At 65.4% G+C, this 17,327-nt stretch carries 15 protein-coding genes; 12 read left to right on the forward strand and 3 right to left on the reverse strand.

Annotated elements, in window-relative coordinates:
• Positions 1 to 74: 74 nt before the first annotated feature.
• Both VVD47_RS02170 and VVD47_RS02175 read right to left on the reverse strand, forming a co-directional pair.
• Positions 75 to 1,244 carry a phospholipase D-like domain-containing protein gene (locus VVD47_RS02170; RefSeq protein ID WP_327601753.1) on the reverse strand — a complete coding sequence of 390 codons (1,170 nt, stop codon included), beginning with the start codon at positions 1,242 to 1,244 and terminating at the stop codon, positions 75 to 77.
• A gap of 49 nt (positions 1,245 to 1,293) precedes the next feature.
• The gene (locus VVD47_RS02175) at positions 1,294 to 1,749 is read right to left on the reverse strand and encodes a DUF2383 domain-containing protein (protein ID WP_327601754.1); all 456 of its coding nucleotides are present in this window, start codon (positions 1,747 to 1,749) and stop codon (positions 1,294 to 1,296) included.
• 241 nt (positions 1,750 to 1,990) lie between these two features.
• On the opposite strand from VVD47_RS02175, the gene VVD47_RS02180 reads away from it, so the two are divergent.
• The 5 genes from VVD47_RS02180 to VVD47_RS02200 are packed head-to-tail and all read left to right on the forward strand — an operon-like array spanning position 1,991 to position 6,362.
• Positions 1,991 to 2,860: an STAS domain-containing protein gene (locus VVD47_RS02180; RefSeq protein ID WP_327601755.1), complete on the forward strand. Its 870-nt coding sequence runs from the start codon at positions 1,991 to 1,993 to the stop codon at positions 2,858 to 2,860.
• Between the two features lie 14 nt (positions 2,861 to 2,874).
• Positions 2,875 to 3,258 (forward strand): STAS domain-containing protein, encoded by a 384-nt coding sequence (locus tag VVD47_RS02185; protein ID WP_327601756.1) that lies wholly within the window; start codon positions 2,875 to 2,877, stop codon positions 3,256 to 3,258.
• Positions 3,230 to 3,664 (forward strand): ATP-binding protein, encoded by a 435-nt coding sequence (locus VVD47_RS02190; protein WP_327601757.1) that lies wholly within the window; start codon positions 3,230 to 3,232, stop codon positions 3,662 to 3,664. The genes VVD47_RS02185 and VVD47_RS02190 overlap by 29 nt, the downstream gene beginning before the upstream one ends.
• Positions 3,640 to 4,680, forward strand: a complete 1,041-nt coding sequence (locus VVD47_RS02195) for an ATP-binding SpoIIE family protein phosphatase (protein WP_327601758.1) — start codon at positions 3,640 to 3,642, stop codon at positions 4,678 to 4,680. Before VVD47_RS02190 ends, VVD47_RS02195 begins: the two co-directional genes overlap by 25 nt.
• Positions 4,677 to 6,362, forward strand: coding sequence for an ATP-binding response regulator (locus VVD47_RS02200; RefSeq protein WP_327601759.1), 1,686 nt, complete (start codon positions 4,677 to 4,679; stop codon positions 6,360 to 6,362). Before VVD47_RS02195 ends, VVD47_RS02200 begins: the two co-directional genes overlap by 4 nt.
• A gap of 36 nt (positions 6,363 to 6,398) precedes the next feature.
• Here VVD47_RS02200 and VVD47_RS02205 read toward each other — a convergent pair whose 3' ends face one another.
• Complete coding sequence (locus VVD47_RS02205) at positions 6,399 to 7,220, reverse strand: hypothetical protein (RefSeq protein WP_327601760.1); 822 nt, start codon at positions 7,218 to 7,220, stop codon at positions 6,399 to 6,401.
• 186 nt (positions 7,221 to 7,406) lie between these two features.
• On the opposite strand from VVD47_RS02205, the gene VVD47_RS02210 reads away from it, so the two are divergent.
• From VVD47_RS02210 to VVD47_RS02240, 7 genes are all read left to right on the forward strand, one after another.
• Positions 7,407 to 7,754 (forward strand): PRC-barrel domain-containing protein, encoded by a 348-nt coding sequence (locus tag VVD47_RS02210; protein WP_327601761.1) that lies wholly within the window; start codon positions 7,407 to 7,409, stop codon positions 7,752 to 7,754.
• 270 nt (positions 7,755 to 8,024) lie between these two features.
• Complete coding sequence (locus VVD47_RS02215; RefSeq protein ID WP_327601762.1) at positions 8,025 to 11,084, forward strand: hybrid sensor histidine kinase/response regulator; 3,060 nt, start codon at positions 8,025 to 8,027, stop codon at positions 11,082 to 11,084.
• Entirely contained in the window at positions 11,060 to 11,995 is a 936-nt protein-coding gene (locus VVD47_RS02220) for a CheR family methyltransferase (protein ID WP_327601763.1), read from the forward strand. The genes VVD47_RS02215 and VVD47_RS02220 overlap by 25 nt, the downstream gene beginning before the upstream one ends.
• Positions 11,996 to 12,006: 11 nt before the next feature.
• Positions 12,007 to 12,597 (forward strand): chemotaxis protein CheB, encoded by a 591-nt coding sequence (locus VVD47_RS02225; RefSeq protein WP_327601764.1) that lies wholly within the window; start codon positions 12,007 to 12,009, stop codon positions 12,595 to 12,597.
• Positions 12,594 to 13,757 carry a hybrid sensor histidine kinase/response regulator gene (locus tag VVD47_RS02230; protein WP_327601765.1) on the forward strand — a complete coding sequence of 388 codons (1,164 nt, stop codon included), beginning with the start codon at positions 12,594 to 12,596 and terminating at the stop codon, positions 13,755 to 13,757. The genes VVD47_RS02225 and VVD47_RS02230 overlap by 4 nt, the downstream gene beginning before the upstream one ends.
• Positions 13,758 to 14,071: 314 nt before the next feature.
• Entirely contained in the window at positions 14,072 to 16,006 is a 1,935-nt protein-coding gene (gene glgB / locus VVD47_RS02235; RefSeq protein WP_327601766.1) for a 1,4-alpha-glucan branching protein GlgB, read from the forward strand.
• Positions 16,007 to 16,099: 93 nt separating this feature from the next.
• Complete coding sequence (locus VVD47_RS02240) at positions 16,100 to 17,314, forward strand: glucose-1-phosphate adenylyltransferase (RefSeq protein ID WP_327601767.1); 1,215 nt, start codon at positions 16,100 to 16,102, stop codon at positions 17,312 to 17,314.
• Positions 17,315 to 17,327: the final 13 nt, after the last annotated feature.

Consider the following 17,327-nt stretch of genomic DNA (forward strand, 5'->3'; position numbering starts at 1 on the left):
ACTGATTCAGCTGAATGAGTGTCTTGGGAACCTGGAATGATCAGAGCGCAGGACGGGCCCTCAGGCCCTGCCGTTCAGGAATGCCCCGAAACAGTCCGGCCGATGGGCGCGGCACCGGTGCGGGCCGGCGTGTATGCCGGACGGGACTGCGACGGCAGGCGTGGCACATCGTCCATCATGCGCAAGGTGAGCACACCCGCCAGCGCACGCAGAAAACCTACGCCCTGCGGCAGGCGGGCCTCGTCTTCCAGCTTGCAATCGAAGCACATTAGGCCGTGGAGGTGCGCACGCAGCGCGGCGTTGAACTGACGGTCGCGCACCACCAGGTGCGTCTCCATGTTCTGGCTGCCCGAGCAGATCGTCGCCCATTGGTCGTCCACCATGCCGACGCTGCCATGCAGCAGCGAGCGGCGGTACGACAGCATCTCCACGCCGTGGCGCAACAGATAGGCGTGGATCTGCTTCATCGCCCAGCGTGCCGCCGCATGGCGTGGCCAGTGCTGCACCACCAGGCGCACGCGCACGCCGCGCGCGGCGGCTTCGGTCAGCGCTTTCATCAAGCGCCAGCCAGGCGTGAAATAGGCACTCGCCAGCACGATGTCCTGCTCGGCGTGACGGATCGCTTCCAGGTAATGCCGCAGCACGTCGCCACGCTTGCTCTTCTCGTCTCCGCTGACCAGGCATGCCCAGCCTTCGCCGCCGGGCTGTTCGGCCCTGCCGCGACGCGCGTAGCGACGCTCGCTTTCCAGCGGATGGCGATTGCCGGCCAGACGTGCGAACAACAACAGCCGCACGCTCTCGACCAGCGGCCCGACCAGTTCAGCACCGTACTCCTGCACTGGTGGTGCGCCCACCGGGGCATCGCCATCGAAGCTGAAGCCGCCGAGAAAGGCGCGCTCGCCATCGACGACGGCCAGCTTGCGTGGCGGGCAAGGCCGGCCATCGACGTAGGTCTCCGCGCTCTGGATCTTCACGCCGGCGGCGATCAGGCCCTTGATGAACGGGCTGGGTTGCGATGACGAACCCATCGACTGCAGCGTCACGCTGACGCGCAGGCCACGCTGGGCCGCACCGATCAGCACAACGGCCAGGGCACGGCCGATGACGTCGTCGCGCAGGTGATCGGCTTCGATCAACACCTCGCGGTTCGCGGTGGCGACGGCGCCGCACAGACGCTCCAGATAGACTTCGGAGCTGGGCAGCAGATTCACCCGGTGATTCGATTTCCACTCAGAGCGTTTCATGAGATCTCCTGCGCCAGCATCAATGAAGAGGGCGTTCGGTGTCGGGGGTTCAGTGGAGGCCGGGGGCCAGACGCAGCGCGCGGATCTTCTCCGCATAGCGCAACATGCCGCCGAAGTGACGCTGCAGTGCACGGCGGATGCCGACCGGCATCGGAATGGTCAGGGCGCGCTCATAACGGTAGCGGATGCCCTCCTGGCCACGCAGGCACTCCTCCAGCACTGCCCGGTCGCTATTGCGGCCCAGGGCCTGCGTCAGTTGCGGCCCCCATCGCGTGGCGTCGTGCTGGCTACCATGCGCGGTGGCGGTAGGTCCGTTGATGAGGATGTCGAGCTCGGCGGCCGCGGCGCGACAGTCTTCCGCGCTCGCCCACAGCAGGCGCTGCAGGGCGGGCAGCCGTACGTAGGCAGCACATTCGCCGAAGCCGAGGGCACGTATCCGGCAGTCTTCCGCCAGATGTTTCAGCGTGTTGATCACGACTTGCGGATCGATGGCTTCCCGACTCATTGCGACGCCTCCAGAAAGTGTCTGACGCGGACGGACCTGACAAACAGCCACAAAGGGACCGTCATGACTTGTGTGGCGACTGTAGGGACAGGCCGGCGATGCAGGCGTAGTAGTCGTCGGATCAAACTGTAGGACTGGTCTGACATCTGCGCTCAGGCGCAGGTCTTAAACTCGCGCCATGCATGGCGAAGATGGCTCTGCACATGCCAGACGGGGCGACCCGTTCAAACAGGGAGAGAACGTGAACAACAATGCAACCGATGTCGCTGCCGTCGTCGCCCGTTACAAGGCGGACATCCTCAAGGAATGGGTCCAGCAGCAGCGGGAAGGTTCCTCCTCCCTGTCGGGCGTCCGGAGCAATGGCGATGCGCTGGAGCAGTCCTCCCAGTTCATCGACCTGTTCTCTGCGGCGCTGACTGCCGACCCCACGGTGGAGAACGAGTCGGCCTGGGCAGATGTACGCACGGTGCTGGAATCCGTATCCAGGGCACGCGCGATACAGGGTTTCTCGCCGACGGAAACAGCCACTTTCGTGCTGTCACTTAAGCAGCCGCTATTCCAGCGCCTGCGGCAAGAGGCCAAGAGCGCGGAAGCACTCGGCGACGCCGTGTGGGCCGTGAGCACCGTGCTCGACTCGCTTGGCCTTTACACCACCGAAGTCTTCCTGCGCAGCCGCGAGGAAGTCATCATGAAGCAGCAGCAGGAATTGCTGGACCTGTCGACGCCGGTGGTGGAGCTCTTCAGCGGCGTGCTGGCATTGCCCCTCATCGGCACGCTGGACAGTGAGCGCACCCACTCCGTCATGGAGAACCTGCTGGAAGGCATCGTCGAACATGAAGCGGCCATCGCCATCATCGACATCACAGGCGTGCCCACCGTCGACACACTGGTTGCGCAGCATCTCATCAAGACAATCGCAGCCGCGCGGCTCATGGGGGCTGAGTGCATCATCAGCGGCATCCGCCCGCAGATCGCACAGACCATCGTGCACCTGGGTGTAGATCTTGGCGACGTGACCACCAAGGCCAGCCTCGCCGACGCCCTGAGACTGGCGCTTGCCAAGCTGGGACGCGGGATCGCCCCCCTGAAATCCAGTACCGAGAAATCCTGACGGAGCGCGCCGGGATGGAACGCATTCCAGTTCTGAAACTGAATCAGTTCCTGCTCGTCACCATCCAGGTGGAGCTTCACGACCAGCTGGCCCTGACCCTGCAGGACGATCTGACCACCATGGTGTCGCGGCATGGCTCGCGAGGCGTGCTGATCGATATCTCCGCGCTGGACATCGTCGACTCGTTCATCGGCCGTACCCTGGCCCATATCGCCTTGCTGTCCCGCATCCTCGATGCGGAGACCGTACTCGTCGGCATGCGCCCCGCCGTGGCCATCACGATGGTGGAGCTTGGACTGACATTGCCCGGCGTGCGCACTGCGCTGAACGTCGAACGCGGCATGGCCCTCCTGCGGGAGGCCGTTGGCGATGATCGCGACGAAAACGACGCGGAGTGAGTCGGCACCCATCCGCAACCAGGAAGATCTGCAGCGGGTTCGTGCACTGGTGCGTCAATGGACACAGCCACCCTTGGCCTTCTCCACGGTCGAGCAGACCAAGTTGATCACCGCGGCCAGCGAACTGGCGCGCAACACGCTCATCTACGGTAAAGGCGGTGTGTTCACCATCGAAGACGTGACGGACACGGCGGCACGCCGTGGACTGCGGCTGTCTTTCCGCGACGAAGGCCCGGGGATTCCGGATATCACCAAGGCGCTGCAGGACGGCTTTACGACCGGCGGTGGCATGGGGCTGGGCCTCGGCGGCGCCAAGCGTCTGGTCAGCGAATTCAGCATCGATTCCGCGCCCGGAAAGGGCACTCTGGTATGCATCACGCAATGGACGCGAAAACTGCAGAAATAATCGCGATCCGCGAGCATACCCATGTCGCCGAGGCACGCCGCCGCGTGATTGCGCTGACGCGCCGCCACGGTGTGGACGAAGTGCGCGAGGCACAGATATCCGTCGTCACCAGCGAGATCGCGTCCAACGTGTTCAAGCACGGCGGCGGTGGCACCCTATTCCTCATGCAGATCAACGACGGCGAACGCAACGGAATCGAGATCGTGGCCAGCGACAAGGGGCCGGGCATGCACAACGTCAGCCAGTGCCTGGCGGACGGCTATTCCACGGCCGGCAGCCTGGGCCTGGGGCTGGGTGCCATCGTCCGCCAGTCGGATGCCTGGGACATATTCTCCCTGCCAGGCCGTGGCACCGTGTCGCAGGCAAGGTTCTGGTTCGACGCCCAGGCCGCGCCGGCGACGACGGTGCCGGTGATGCGCAAGCCGAACCTGCTCGAAATAACCGGCATCAGTTCGCCGAAGGTCGGCCAGGACGTGAGCGGCGATTGCTGGCGCGTACGCCGTGCCGGACAGGTTTCATGGATCATGGTGGCGGACGGCCTGGGCCATGGCCCGATGGCAGCACCGACGGCGGAACGTGCCATCGAGATCTTCGAGTCCTCTCCGCTGGACTCACCGGCAGACATTCTTGCGCGCCTGCATGAAGGCCTGCGCCAGACGCGTGGCGCGGTGGCTGCAGTTGCAGCGGTGGACGCACAGGCCGGCGGGTTGCGCTACGCTTCGATCGGCAACATCAGCGGCGTGAGGCTCGACGAGGCCGGAACGCAGCACCTCGTCGTGCAGGACGGCACGCTGGGCTACCAGGCCCGCCCCGCCCGCGAGCAAAGCTATCCATGGACGCCCACCAGCATGCTGATCATGAGTTCTGACGGGTTGTCGTCGCGCTGGAGCCAGCGCGACTATCCCGGCCTGCTCATGCGGGCGGGTTCTCTCGCCGCAGCCACCCTCTTCCGCGATCTGCGGCGTGACAACGATGACGCCACCATTGTCGTGGCGAGAAACGGCAGGCCGTCGTGATTCCCATCCTGACAGCACGCATCGCCAACGATTCCGACATCTTCTCCGGTCGTCGACGTGCCCGGCAGATCGCCACCATGCTGGAGCTGGACGACAACCACGCCACCCGGCTAGCCACGGCGGTGTCCGAGATCGCCCGCAATGCGCTGCAGCACGCCGGCAGTGGCAGGATCGAGTTCGTATTGGCCCGCCTGCCCCAGACCAATGCAGCCTTCCTGATGGCCAAGGTGATCGACGACGGTCCGGGCATCAAGAACGTGGAGCAGATGCTGCGCAGCCCAAGCAATTCCGCACACATGGGCATCGCGGGCAGCCGTCGGCTGGTGGATGAATTCGTCATCGAAGCGCGCCCCGGGGGCGGCACCACCGTCACCCTGAAAATGGCGCTGGCGCCCCGCTATGCGCGAATGACGCCGAACGAGTTGCAGGCCTTTGTCGATGACCTCATCCGTCGCCACCCCACCACGCTGATCGAGGAACTGGAGCAGCAGAACCGCGAAATGATGGTGACGCTGGACCAGTTGCTGGAGCACCAGCAACAGCTACGCGAGCAGGACCGCCGCAAGGACGAGTTCATGGCCATCCTGGCGCACGAACTGCGCAACCCGCTGGCGGCCATCAGCAATGCGCTGAATCTGCAGCAGCACGTCTCCGGCAAGGAACTGCCGCCGGAGCAGGCGATCATCAAACGCCAGACACTGCAACTCCGGCGCCTGGTCGACGACCTGCTGGAAGCTTCGCGCTTCACGCTGGGCAAACTGCAGATCCATCGCACGCCGGTGCGGGTGGGCGAGATTGCCTCGCAGGCCGTGGAAGCCTGCGAGAGCATCTTCAACGAGCGATCCCAGCACTTCCACATGAGCCTGCCTAAAGAGGATCTGTGGGTGGACGCGGACCAGGCCCGACTGTCACAGGCGTTGGGTAACCTGCTGCACAACGCCGCGAAGTTCACCCCGATGGGCGGACGCATCCACCTGGATGTGTGGAGCGAAGCCGGACAGATCATCCTGAGCGTGCGTGATAATGGCATCGGCATCGACCCGACTTCCGTCAGCGGCCTGTTCAGGTTGTTCAACCAGGGTAACCAGCCAGCGGCCCTGCCCTCCGCAGGCCTGGGCATCGGCCTGAGCGTGGCCGAAAACCTGGTTCGCCTGCATGACGGCAGGATCGACGTGCTGAGCGAAGGGGCCAATCACGGCAGCGAGTTCCGCATCACGCTGGATCTCATCGCTGCACCGGTCGAGCCGCAGAAGGAGCCCACCGTGCCCGCGGAGCCCGCCGTCGAAGCACCTTCATCAGCCAGCGGGTCGCGCATCCTCCTGGTAGACGACAACATGGATGCCGCCCGCACGATGGCGGAACTGTTCAACCTGTTGGGTCATGAGACGGCGACGGTTTTCGACGGCGAGTCGGCCATCGCGCGCTTCAAGCAATGGATGCCGGAAGTGGTGGTGCTGGACATCGGCCTGCCGGATATCAGCGGGCTGGATGTCGCCAAGGCCATCCGCAGCGAGACGGACACGGCGCAGCCGATGCTGATCGCCCTCACCGGCTTCAGCCACGACGCCGCGCGCAAGGCCATCGTGGATGCCGGTTTCGATCATTACCTCGTGAAGCCGGCCATGCCGGACGAACTGCTGGACATCATCACCCGCCGGACAGGCGCCTCTGCCCTGTCCTGAGAGGCCTGCGTCGTAGCAGTCGATAGGGTGCGAGCGTCAGTGCCCTGTCTGGACGTGCGACGCGGTGAAGTGCCTGCCTGCTTCGTCCAGCTTCACCGACAGCCCAAGCTGTTCGGCCAGCGCGATGACGCCGGTCCAGTCGAGCCGCCCCGTTTCCGGTGACATGTCCGTCCCGCCCAGCCCGGAGACACCCCAGCTCAGGTCGACGACCACCTTCCTGTCCGCCTGACGGACAGCGAGGCGCAGGAGGTTCAGGTCGGGGTACTGATCGATGGCTGCCAGCATGCTCGCGATCAGCAAGTACAGCAGATCCCTGTCGCGCATTGCGGCCAGCGGCTGCCCATCCCCCTCCTGCTCGATGGTGACCTGGCGCAGTGCCAGTTCCAGTCGCAGCTGGTTGACCGCATCGGCGACGATCTCCGTCACTGTGCGTGGCGGGCCGCGGCGCGAGGACGTATCCCCGCTCAGCCAGCCGATAAGGTTCTCGAAGCGTTTTCGCGCGGTGGCGATCGCACCTTCCGCCTGCTCGACGACCTGTCCGAGTCGCGTCAGGTCGGGCTGCGGTTGCTGCAGCAGGCTCTTGCCGAGCTGGAGGTTGATCGAGATCGGTGCGATAGAGCCGACGAGCTCGTGATGGAACACCGGTGACAACCGGGCCAGCACCGCCAGCCGCGTTCCATGGGCCGTGTCGGCATCGCCGCAGTGGCGGGTCCTGTTCAGTTCTGTGGCCATTGCGGTATCACCTGGAGTGGCGGCCACGACGTCGACGTCTGAACAAAGTTCGTCTGGCATGTTTATCTTTGGGGAACGGATCTGGAATTTCGGATCTTCGGCGCAGCGTCCTTGCACCAGGAACAACCATGTTCCTTCCGAAATACTACGGCCAATTGGCGGCGCCCTTGTGTAAGCGAACGCTGACATTGGCATCGTCACGCGCTGACAGTCGTGACTTTTCACCAAAAGTACACTTCGGGCAAGGTTCCTTGAAGGGCTTCCGGCAAGCAGATCACCCGATCCGCAACGCTCCGCCCAAGGAGAAAAGCCATGAACAATCATCTTCCCGCTACGGCCCTGGCCGGCACCAAGGTCATCAATCACCTCGGCGAACAACTGGGCACGATCAACGACTTCATGGTCGACTTCGGCTCGGGACGCGTGGCCTACGTGGTACTCGAATTCGCCGAGACACCGGACTCGGACAGCAAGCTGTTCGCGGTGCCGCTGCAGGCCATGCAGTTCGATCCGACGCGCATCTGCTTCGTGTTCGACCAGACCCGCGAGCATCTGAAGGAAGCGCCGGGCTTCGATCGCGACGACTGGCCCGACTTCGCGGATCCGGCGGTGTGCCGGTCGCTGCACGCCTTCTACAGCGTGCCGCCCTACTGGTCATAAGGCGTCGCAACCTGGTTGCAACGCAGCACGCGACATTGCGTAGTGGCACCCGTCGTTCGTGGTGCCATTTCCATTGCTCGTGGTGCCATTGCGATAGCCACGCAGTACATCACGCTACGCGCGTCATTTCGCCTTCAGGTGTAGGAAGGGTCTGACAGTAGCCCTCTTGTCGGGGCCCTTACACTCCTTGCTCCCATTGCAAGAAAGTGTGAGCAGGCCCTAATGGTTGCCCAGTCCAACAGAGATCGCACAGTCCAGATCGTCGTTGCGGTGGTAACGGTCTGCATCTTCCTGCTGGACCGGCACACGCAGATCTCGGAATGGATCCTGTACATCGTTCCGGTCACGTTCTGCGTCTGGCAGTCGCGCGCCTCGGTGCCGCTGTTCGTGGCAGCGGCCGCATCCGCATTCCTCGCACTGACGTTCTGGCTCAGTCCGCCCGCCACGAATCATCTCGTCGCCCTGTCCAACCGCGGTGTCTACCTAGTCGCAGTGTGGGCAGTGGCGTTGCTCATCCAGCAGGTCATCCGCTCACGCAATTCACTGGCTGAAGCGGCCTGGCAACGCCAAGGCGCCACCCAGGTCTCGCAGGCCATGATCGGCGAACAGACCATGGAGGTCATGGGCGCAAGGCTGCTCGACACGATTACCGGCTACCTGCGAGCGTCCGTAGGCGTGCTCTATCTGCGCGAGGGCGAAAAACTGCGTCGCATCGCGTCGCATGCCTACGACCCCCAGGGTGTCCCCGAGGCCTTCACACTGGGCACCGGGCAGATTGGCCAGGCTGCCCGCGACGGCCGCCTGCGCATCGTCGAACAGGAGGCGCACGCGGACCTGCGCATTTCATCCGCCCTGGTCGACATGCCACCCCGTGCAGTGCTGATTGCGCCGCTGGCCGTCGATGGCACGGTGATCGGCATGGTGGAACTGGCGTTCACGCGCCCGGCGCGCGAGCTGGGCGACGCGCAGGCGCTGATGGAGGTGGTCAGCGAAGCCATCGCCATCGGCATCCGCTCCTGCCACTACCGAAGCCAGCTTGCGGAGTTGCTGGAACGCACGCAGCGCCAGAGCGAGGAGTTGCAGGTCCAGCAGGAAGAACTGCGCGTCTCCAACGAAGAGCTGTCGGAACAGGGCAACGTCCTGCGTGCCTCGCAGTCGCGCCTGGAGAACCAGCAGGCCGAACTGGAACAGAGCAACGAGGTGCTGGCCGAGCGCACCCATCAGCTCGAACGCCAGAAGACCCACCTTCTGTCGGTTCAGAAAGCGCTGGAGGACAACGCGTCGGAGCTGGAGCGCTCGAACCGCTACAAGTCCGAGTTCCTCGCCAACATGTCGCACGAGCTGCGCACGCCGCTCAACAGCTCGTTGATCCTTTCCCGCCTGCTGGCCGAGAACAAGAGCGGCCACCTGAGCGACGAAGAGATCCGCTATGCCAACACCATCCACGCGGCGAACGGCGACCTGCTGGACCTGATCAACGAGATCCTGGACCTGGCCAAGATCGAGGCTGGTCGTCTCGACATCTCGCTGAAGGAAGAGCCGGTCGCACGCATCACCTCGTCGCTGGCCGCCGTGTTCGAAGGCATCGCGCGGCAGAAGCGCCTGGGCTTCCGCATCGATGTGGACCCGTCGGCACCGGACGTCATTACCACCGACCTCCAGCGGCTGCAGCAGGTGCTGCGCAACCTGTTGTCGAACGCCTTCAAGTTCACCGACGCCGGCGAGGTCCGCCTGCAGGTGTCGGCGCCGGAAGATGGCTGGATCGTCTTCGCTGTGCAGGACACCGGTTGCGGCATAGAGCAGCATCAACTGGGCGTGATCTTCGAGCCCTTCCGACAGGCCGACGGCACCACCAGCCGCAAGTACGGCGGCACCGGCCTGGGCCTGTCGATCTCGCGCGAGCTGGCCCAGCTGCTCGGCGGCACGGTGGAGGTCACCAGCGAGCCCGACGCCGGCAGCACCTTCACGCTGCGCCTGCCGGTGCTGCCCGTCGCACCGGCCCAGGCCACCAGCGCGGACGTGGCCGATGCGCCGGCGTCGCGGCCGGCACCAGTTTCGGCTGCCGCGGCGTCAGCCTCGCGCATCATCACCCAGCCCGACCTGGAGGCGCCCCGCTTCGTCGCCCAGATCGACGACGACCGCAACAAGCCGCCGCGCGCCGGCCGCACCATCCTGGTGGTGGAGGACGACCTGCGCTTCGCCCAGGTGCTCTACGACCTGGCGCACGAACTGGATTTCGACTGCGTGCATACCTCGACCGCCGGCGCCGCCCTGCGCCTTGCCGAGGAGTTGCAGCCGGTCGGCATCCTGCTGGACATCAACCTGCCCGACGAATCCGGCCTGACCGTGCTGGAGCGGCTCAAGCACAACAGCGCCACACGCCATATCCAGATACACATGGTGTCGGTGCACGACCATCGGCAGACGGCGCTGAAACTCGGTGCCGTCGGCTATGCCATCAAGCCGGTGGCGCGCGAGGAACTGGCCGATGCCATGCGCAAGCTGGAAGAGCGCCTGAAGACGCGCCTGCGCCGGGTGCTGGTGGTGGAAGACGACGAGACCCTGCGCGAGAACATCGGCCGCCTGATCGGTGCCGAGGACGTGGAGACGGTGCTGGCCGGCACCATGAGCGATGCGCTGGCGCAACTGTCGAAGCAGAGCTTCGACTGCATGGTGATGGACCTCACGCTGCCGGATGCTTCCGGCTACGACCTGCTGGAGCGCATGACCGAGAACGCCGGCTCGTTTCCCCCGGTCATCGTCTATACCGGTCGCGCGCTGACCCGTGCGGAGGAAGATCACCTGCGCCGCTACTCGGCGTCCATCATCATCAAGGGCGCCCGCTCGCCGGAGCGGCTGCTGGATGAAGTCAGCCTGTTCCTGCATCGCGTCGAGGCCGACCTGCCGCCCGACAAGCAGCGCCTGCTGCAGCAGGCACGCCAGCGCGACAGCGGCTTCGAGGGCCGCCGCATCCTGCTGGTGGAAGATGACATGCGCAACGTGTTCGCGCTGACCGCGGTCATCGAGAACCTGGGCGCCAAGCTGGAAGTCGCGCGCAACGGGCGCGAAGGCGTGGACATGCTGGACGGCCGCAGCGACATCGACCTGGTGCTGATGGACATCATGATGCCGGAGATGGACGGCATCACCGCCATGCGCACCATCCGCCGCAACCCGGTGCATTCCCGCCTGCCAATCATCGCGCTGACCGCCAAGGCCATGCAGGATGACCGCCAGCACTGCCTGCAGGCGGGCGCCAACGACTACATTCCGAAGCCTGTGGACATCGACAAGCTGGTGTCCCTGTGCCGCATCTGGTTGCCGCAATGATGGGCGCGCGCAACGATCATGGGCAGGCACGCGAGCAAGAACGCGAAAAACCACGCGAGCACTATCACGAGCGCGTGCCGGCGATGCCTCCCCTGCTCTCCGATTTCGACATCCAGCTGCACCTGCTGCTGGAAGGCGTGTTCCTCAAGTACCAGCACGACTTCCGCAACTACACGCGCTCGTCCTTGCGCCGTCGCGTGCAGCAGGCGATGGAACACTTCGGTTGCACCACCGTGTCCGGCCTGCAGGACAAGGTGCTCAACGACGCCGAGCTGTTCGGCCGCATGCTGCAGTTCTTCACCGTGCAGCATTCCGAGATGTTCCGCGACCCGCAGCATTTCCGCCTGCTGGCGGACGAGGTGCTGCCGATGCTGGCCACCTACCCGTCCATCAAGGTGTGGGTGGCGGGCTGCAGCAGTGGCGAGGAAGTCTGGTCGCTGGCCATCCTGCTGCACGAGCAGGGCCTGCTGGAGCGCAGCGTGATCTACGCCACCGACATCAACGCCCAGGCCCTGCGCGCGGCCGAATCCGGCATCTACGCCACGAGCCGCATCGCCCAGTTCAGTACCAGCTACCTGGAGGCCGGCGGCCGGCGTTCGCTGTCGGACTACTACCACGCCGCCTACGACAAGGCGGTGTTCGATCGCGACCTGCGCCGCCACATGGTTTTCGCCGATCACAGCCTGGCCACGGACAACGTGTTCTCCGAGGTGCACCTGGTGTCCTGCCGCAACGTGCTGATCTATTTCGACCGGCGCCTGCAGGACCGAGCCCTCCGGCTGTTCCGCGAATCGCTGGTGCCGCGTGGCTACCTGAGCCTGGGCTCCAAGGAGAGCCTGGCGTTCTCCGAGCATGGCGATGCGTTCGCGCCGCTGCACGCCGAGCAGCGCATCTACCAGCTTCGTACGTGAGGGGCATGTCCATGGAACGGCTGAAAATTGTGGTCATCGGAGCATCGGCGGGCGGGGTGGACGCCCTCATCACGCTGCTGCGCGAGTTGCCCGCCAGCTTCCACGTGCCGGTGATGCTCGTGCTGCACGTGCCGCCGGACCAGCCCAGCCTGCTGTCGCAGGTGCTGGCGTTCCACTGCGCCCTGCAGTTCGTGGAAGCCCAGGACAAGCAGCCGCTGGAAGCCGGCTGGGTGTATTGCGCGCCGCCTGGCTGCCACATGATGGTGGAGCCGGACGGCTATGTATCCCTGAGCGTGGACCCGCCCGTGAACCTTTCGCGCCCCTCGATTGACCTGTTGTTCGAATCGGCCGCCCACGCCTACGGCCCCGACGTGCTGGCCGTACTGCTCAGTGGCGCCAGCGACGACGGCGCAGCCGGCATGCAGTCGGTGTTCACACTCGGCGGCCAGGGCTGGGCCCAGGCGGCGGAAGAAGCGGCGGTGCCGACCATGCCGCTGGCCGCGCTGGCACGCAACCCGCGGTGCGCCGAACTGCCCTTGCGCGCGATGACCGACCGCTTGCTGGGACTGCAGCAGAAAGTGGCGCTGGAGGTGTCCGCATGAAATCTGAAAAGCTCTCGCAGGACGGCATGACGGCGCCGGCCAAGATCCTCGTCGTGGACGACACGGAGCAGAACCTCATCGCGATGCTGGGCCTGCTGGACAGTCCCGATCTCGAAATCCTGACCGCCTCGTCCGGCAACACCGCGCTGGAGATCCTCCTGCGCGAGGATGACATCGCCCTGGCACTGCTGGACGTGCAGATGCCGGACATGGACGGTTTCGAGCTGGCCGAGTTGATCCGCGGCACCGAACGCACCCGCAGCATCCCGCTGATCTTCCTGACCGCGGCCTCGCACGACCCGTTGCGCACTTTCCGGGGCTACGAAGCCGGTGCGGTGGACTTCCTGTACAAGCCCTTCGATCCGTTCAGCCTGCGCTCCAAGGTCGGCATCTTCGCCGAGCTGCACCGCCAGCGGCGGCGCATCGCCCAGCAGGTGGAGGACCTGAGCAACGCGCTGCAGCTCAACGAACTGTTCAGCGCGGTGCTGGCCCACGACCTGCGCAATCCGCTGATCGCCATCCGGCATCTGGCTGAGTCCATGGCCAGCAACGAGAACGCCACGGTCGCGCGCAACTCCAGCCTCATCCTGGACAGCAGCAAGCGCATGTCGCGGATGATCCACCAGTTGCTGGAGCTGGCCCGCCTGCGCAGCGGCGCAATGATGCTCAACCTGCAGAACGTCGACCTGGCCGAAACCTGCCGGCGCATCTGCGCGGAATTCGCCCCGCTGGACGAAGCCGGGCGCATGGTCATGCAGCAGGTGGGTGACACCCGCGGCGTGTTCGACGACGACCGCATGGCGCAGGTGATTTCCAACCTGCTGGGCAATGCGCTGGAGCACGGCCCCGCCGGGCAGCCGGTGAAGCTCGGGGTCGACGGCCGCCACCCGGACACGCTCAGCATCACCGTCAACAACCGCGGCACCCTGCACACGGTGGATCCGGCCGAGCTGTTCAAGCCCTTCACCAGCGGCAACCGTACGGACACGGTGCATCACCTGCAGGGCCTGGGGCTGGGCTTGCACATCGTGGAGCGTTTCGTCAGCGTCCACGGCGGCAAGGTGGACGTGGACTCCAGCCTGCGGGACGGCACGACCTTCAGCGTCACCATCCCCCGCCGCCGGCCCGCCGGCAAAGTGGCCGCCGAGTTCCCCCGCTAGCCCCCGCCCCCGGCGCCCGCCCGCCGGGAAGAACCGCAACAGGGCCGGCAGCCCGCTCAAGACTCAAGACATTACGTGCCCGGATGGCCGCCGGAGGCCTCAGCTCGCACGCATATTGCTAGCCTTTCAAGCGTAACGCTGCACTGCGTCATCCGCCTCCTACAAGGGCTTTGGATTTGTCCGACACGGGGCCGCTGCCGCATCGCATACCTTTGCCAGATACGAACTGACAAGGCGCGGGTGTCACCAGCACGTCGACGGTGACATCCACCGGCCCTGCCAGTAAGCGGGATCAACCAGCCAACGAGGTTGCAGTGGACAACAGCAGCGACATACAGCCCCATACCGCCCTTCTCGACGCAGGGGCGGGGCCGACCGGCGTTTCACGCCTGTCGTCGCTGGATATCTACCTGTTCCGCGAAGGCAACCACCACGGCCTGCACCACCATCTTGGTGCCCATGCCCGCCCCGAGGGCGGCGTCAGCTTCGCCGTGTGGGCGCCCGCCGCCCGCGAGGTCTCGCTGGTGGGTGATTTCAATGGCTGGCAGCCGGTGCCCATGTACCCGCGCTGGGACAGTTCCGGCATTTGGGAACTGTCCGACGCGGGCGCCCAGGTCGGCCAGTGCTACAAGTACCGGATCGTCGGCGCCGACGGCAGCACGGTGTGGAAGGCGGACCCGCTGGCCTTGGCCTCCGAGGAGGCGCCGCGCACGGCATCCATCGTCACCCGGCTGGACTACGACTGGCAGGACCGCGAGTGGATGCACGGCCGTGGCGCACGCAACGCGCTGGATGCACCGTGGTCGATCTACGAACTGCACCTCGGCTCCTGGCGCACGCCGGAAGGCCGCCGCTTCTTCGGCTACCGCGAGATGGCCCAGCCGCTGGCGCACTACCTCGTGGAGATGGGTTTCACCCACATCGAGCTGATGCCGCTGACGGAGCATCCGTTCTACGGCTCCTGGGGCTACCAGACCACCGGCTACTTCGCGGCCAGCTCGCGCTACGGCAGCCCGCAGGACCTGATGTACCTGATCGACACCCTGCACCAGCACGGCATCGGCGTGATCATGGACTGGGCGCCGTCGCACTTCCCGAACGACCCGCACGGCCTGGCGCATTTCGACGGCACCGCGCTGTACGAGCACCAGGACCCGCGCCGCGGCTTCCACCCGGAGTGGAACAGCCACATCTTCAACTACGGCCGCAACGAGGTACGCGCCTTCCTGATCAGCAGCGCGCTGTTCTGGCTGGAGAAATACCACGTCGATGCGCTGCGGGTGGATGCCGTGGCCTCGATGCTGTACCTGGACTACGCCCGCCGCGAAGGCGAATGGCTGCCCAACGAGTACGGCGGCCGCGAGAACCTCGAAGCCGTCGCCTTCCTGCAGCAGCTCAACGCCGCCGCCTACCGCGACCACCCGGACGTGCAGATGATTGCCGAGGAGTCCACCTCCTGGCCCGGCGTCACCCGACCGGTACACCTCGGCGGTCTGGGCTTCGGCATGAAGTGGAACATGGGCTGGATGCACGACACGCTGAACTACTTCGGCCGCGAGTCCATCCATCGCCGCTTCCACCACAACGACATCACCTTCAGCCTCGTCTACGCGTTCAGCGAGAACTTCGTGCTGCCGCTGTCGCACGACGAGGTGGTGTACGGCAAGGGCTCCCTGCTCGCCCGCCAGCGCGGCGACCGCTGGCAGCAGTTCGCCAACCTGCGCGCCATGCTCGGCTACATGTGGGGCCACCCCGGCAAGAAGCTGCTCTTCATGGGCGGTGAGTTCGGCCAGCCGGAAGAGTGGAGCCACGAGGCCCAGCTGGGCTGGCACCTGCTCGAAGTCATCGAACACCGCGGGCTGAGCCAGTGGGTACGCGACCTCAACCGTTGCTACCGCGAGCAACCCGCCCTGCACCGCCGCGATTTCGACGGCGGTGGCTTCCAGTGGGTGGAAAGCAACGACGCCGACCAGAGCGTGCTGGCTTTCCTGCGCTACGCGGACAACGCCGCGCCGGTCCTGGTGGTGTGCAACCTCACGCCGGTGCCGCGCCCCTTCCATCGCCTCGGCGTGCCCACTGCCGGTTACTGGCGCGAACTGCTCAACAGCGACGCCGTGGAATACGGCGGCAGCGGCATCGGCAACCACGGTGGCGTCCACAGCCAAGCACAGACCTGGGGCGCGTTCCCGCACAGCCTCACGCTGCATCTGCCGCCACTGTCCACCCTCATCCTGGCCGCCCCGCCCTAGTGCCCTTGGCGAGTTCCCCGCGAGCTCATGGCAAGTGTGCCCCCATACACCATACCCCCCGACTGAAATACCCCTCGCTAAGGAAACACAATCATGATCGCCGGCAAGAACGTCCTCGCGTTCGTCATGGCAGGTGGAGAAGGAAGCCGACTCCACCCTCTCACCGCCGAACGCTCCAAGCCCTCGGTCCCGTTCAACGGCAAGCACCGCATCGTGGATTTCGTGCTGTCCAACCTGGTGAACTCCGAGATCTACAGCGTCTACCTGCTGGTGCAGTACAAGTCGCAGTCGCTGATCGAGCACGTGCGCAAGTCCTGGGTCATGACGCCCTTCCTGCCGCACCAGTTCATCACCGTCGTGCCGCCGCAGATGCACCACGGCGCCGCCTGGTTCCAGGGCACCGCCGACGCGGTGTGCCAGAACATCCACCTCATCAACCTGGTGAAGCCCGACCTGGTGGCGGTGTTCGGCGCCGACCACGTGTACCGCATGGACGTGCGCCAGATGGTGCAGCACCACGTCGACACCCAGGCGCACGTGTCGGTCGCCGCCCTGCCCGTCCCGGTCTCGCAGTGCGACCAGTTCGGCATCATCCGCACCAACAGCGACACCCGCATCACCGCCTTCGAGGAGAAGCCGCGCACGGCCGACTCCATGCCCGGCCGCCCCGGTTTCACGCTGGCCTCGATGGGCAACTACATCTTTTCCACCGACGTGCTGCTCGATGCCCTGAACGAAGCGCACAGCAAGGGCGAGAACGACTTCGGCAAGCACATCCTGCCGCGCCTGACGAAGACGCACAAAGTGGTGGCCTACGACTTCGCCACCAACAAGGTGCCCGGCGTGCAGGAGTACGAAGAGGCCGGCTACTGGCGTGACGTGGGCACCATCGACGCCTACTTCGCCGCCAACTTCGACACCATCGGCGAGCGTCCGCGCTTCCGCATGACCAATCCGCAATGGCCGATCTACGCCTCACCCGACCAGGTGGAAGCCGCGCAGATCATCGACGGCCAGTTGCGCAACTCGTCCATCGGTGCCGGCTGCGTGCTGCGCGGCGCCCGCATCAACGGCGCACTGCTGCGTCGCGAGGTGGTGGTGGAAGAGGATGCCGAGATCACGGAAAGCATCATTATGGACCGCACCGTCATCGGTCGCGGCGCCAAGGTGCGGCGCGCGATCATCGACCAGAACAACATCGTGCGGCCAGGTGACCGCATCGGCTTCGATCCGGCGCGGGACCGCGAGCGCGGTTTCCACGTGAGCGAGCAAGGCATCGTGGTGGTGGGACGCGGGCAGCTTCGCTGACGCGCCACGCCAT

It is taken from the genome of Uliginosibacterium sp. H1, from assembly GCF_036017065.1.
Classification (GTDB): domain Bacteria; phylum Pseudomonadota; class Gammaproteobacteria; order Burkholderiales; family Rhodocyclaceae; genus Uliginosibacterium.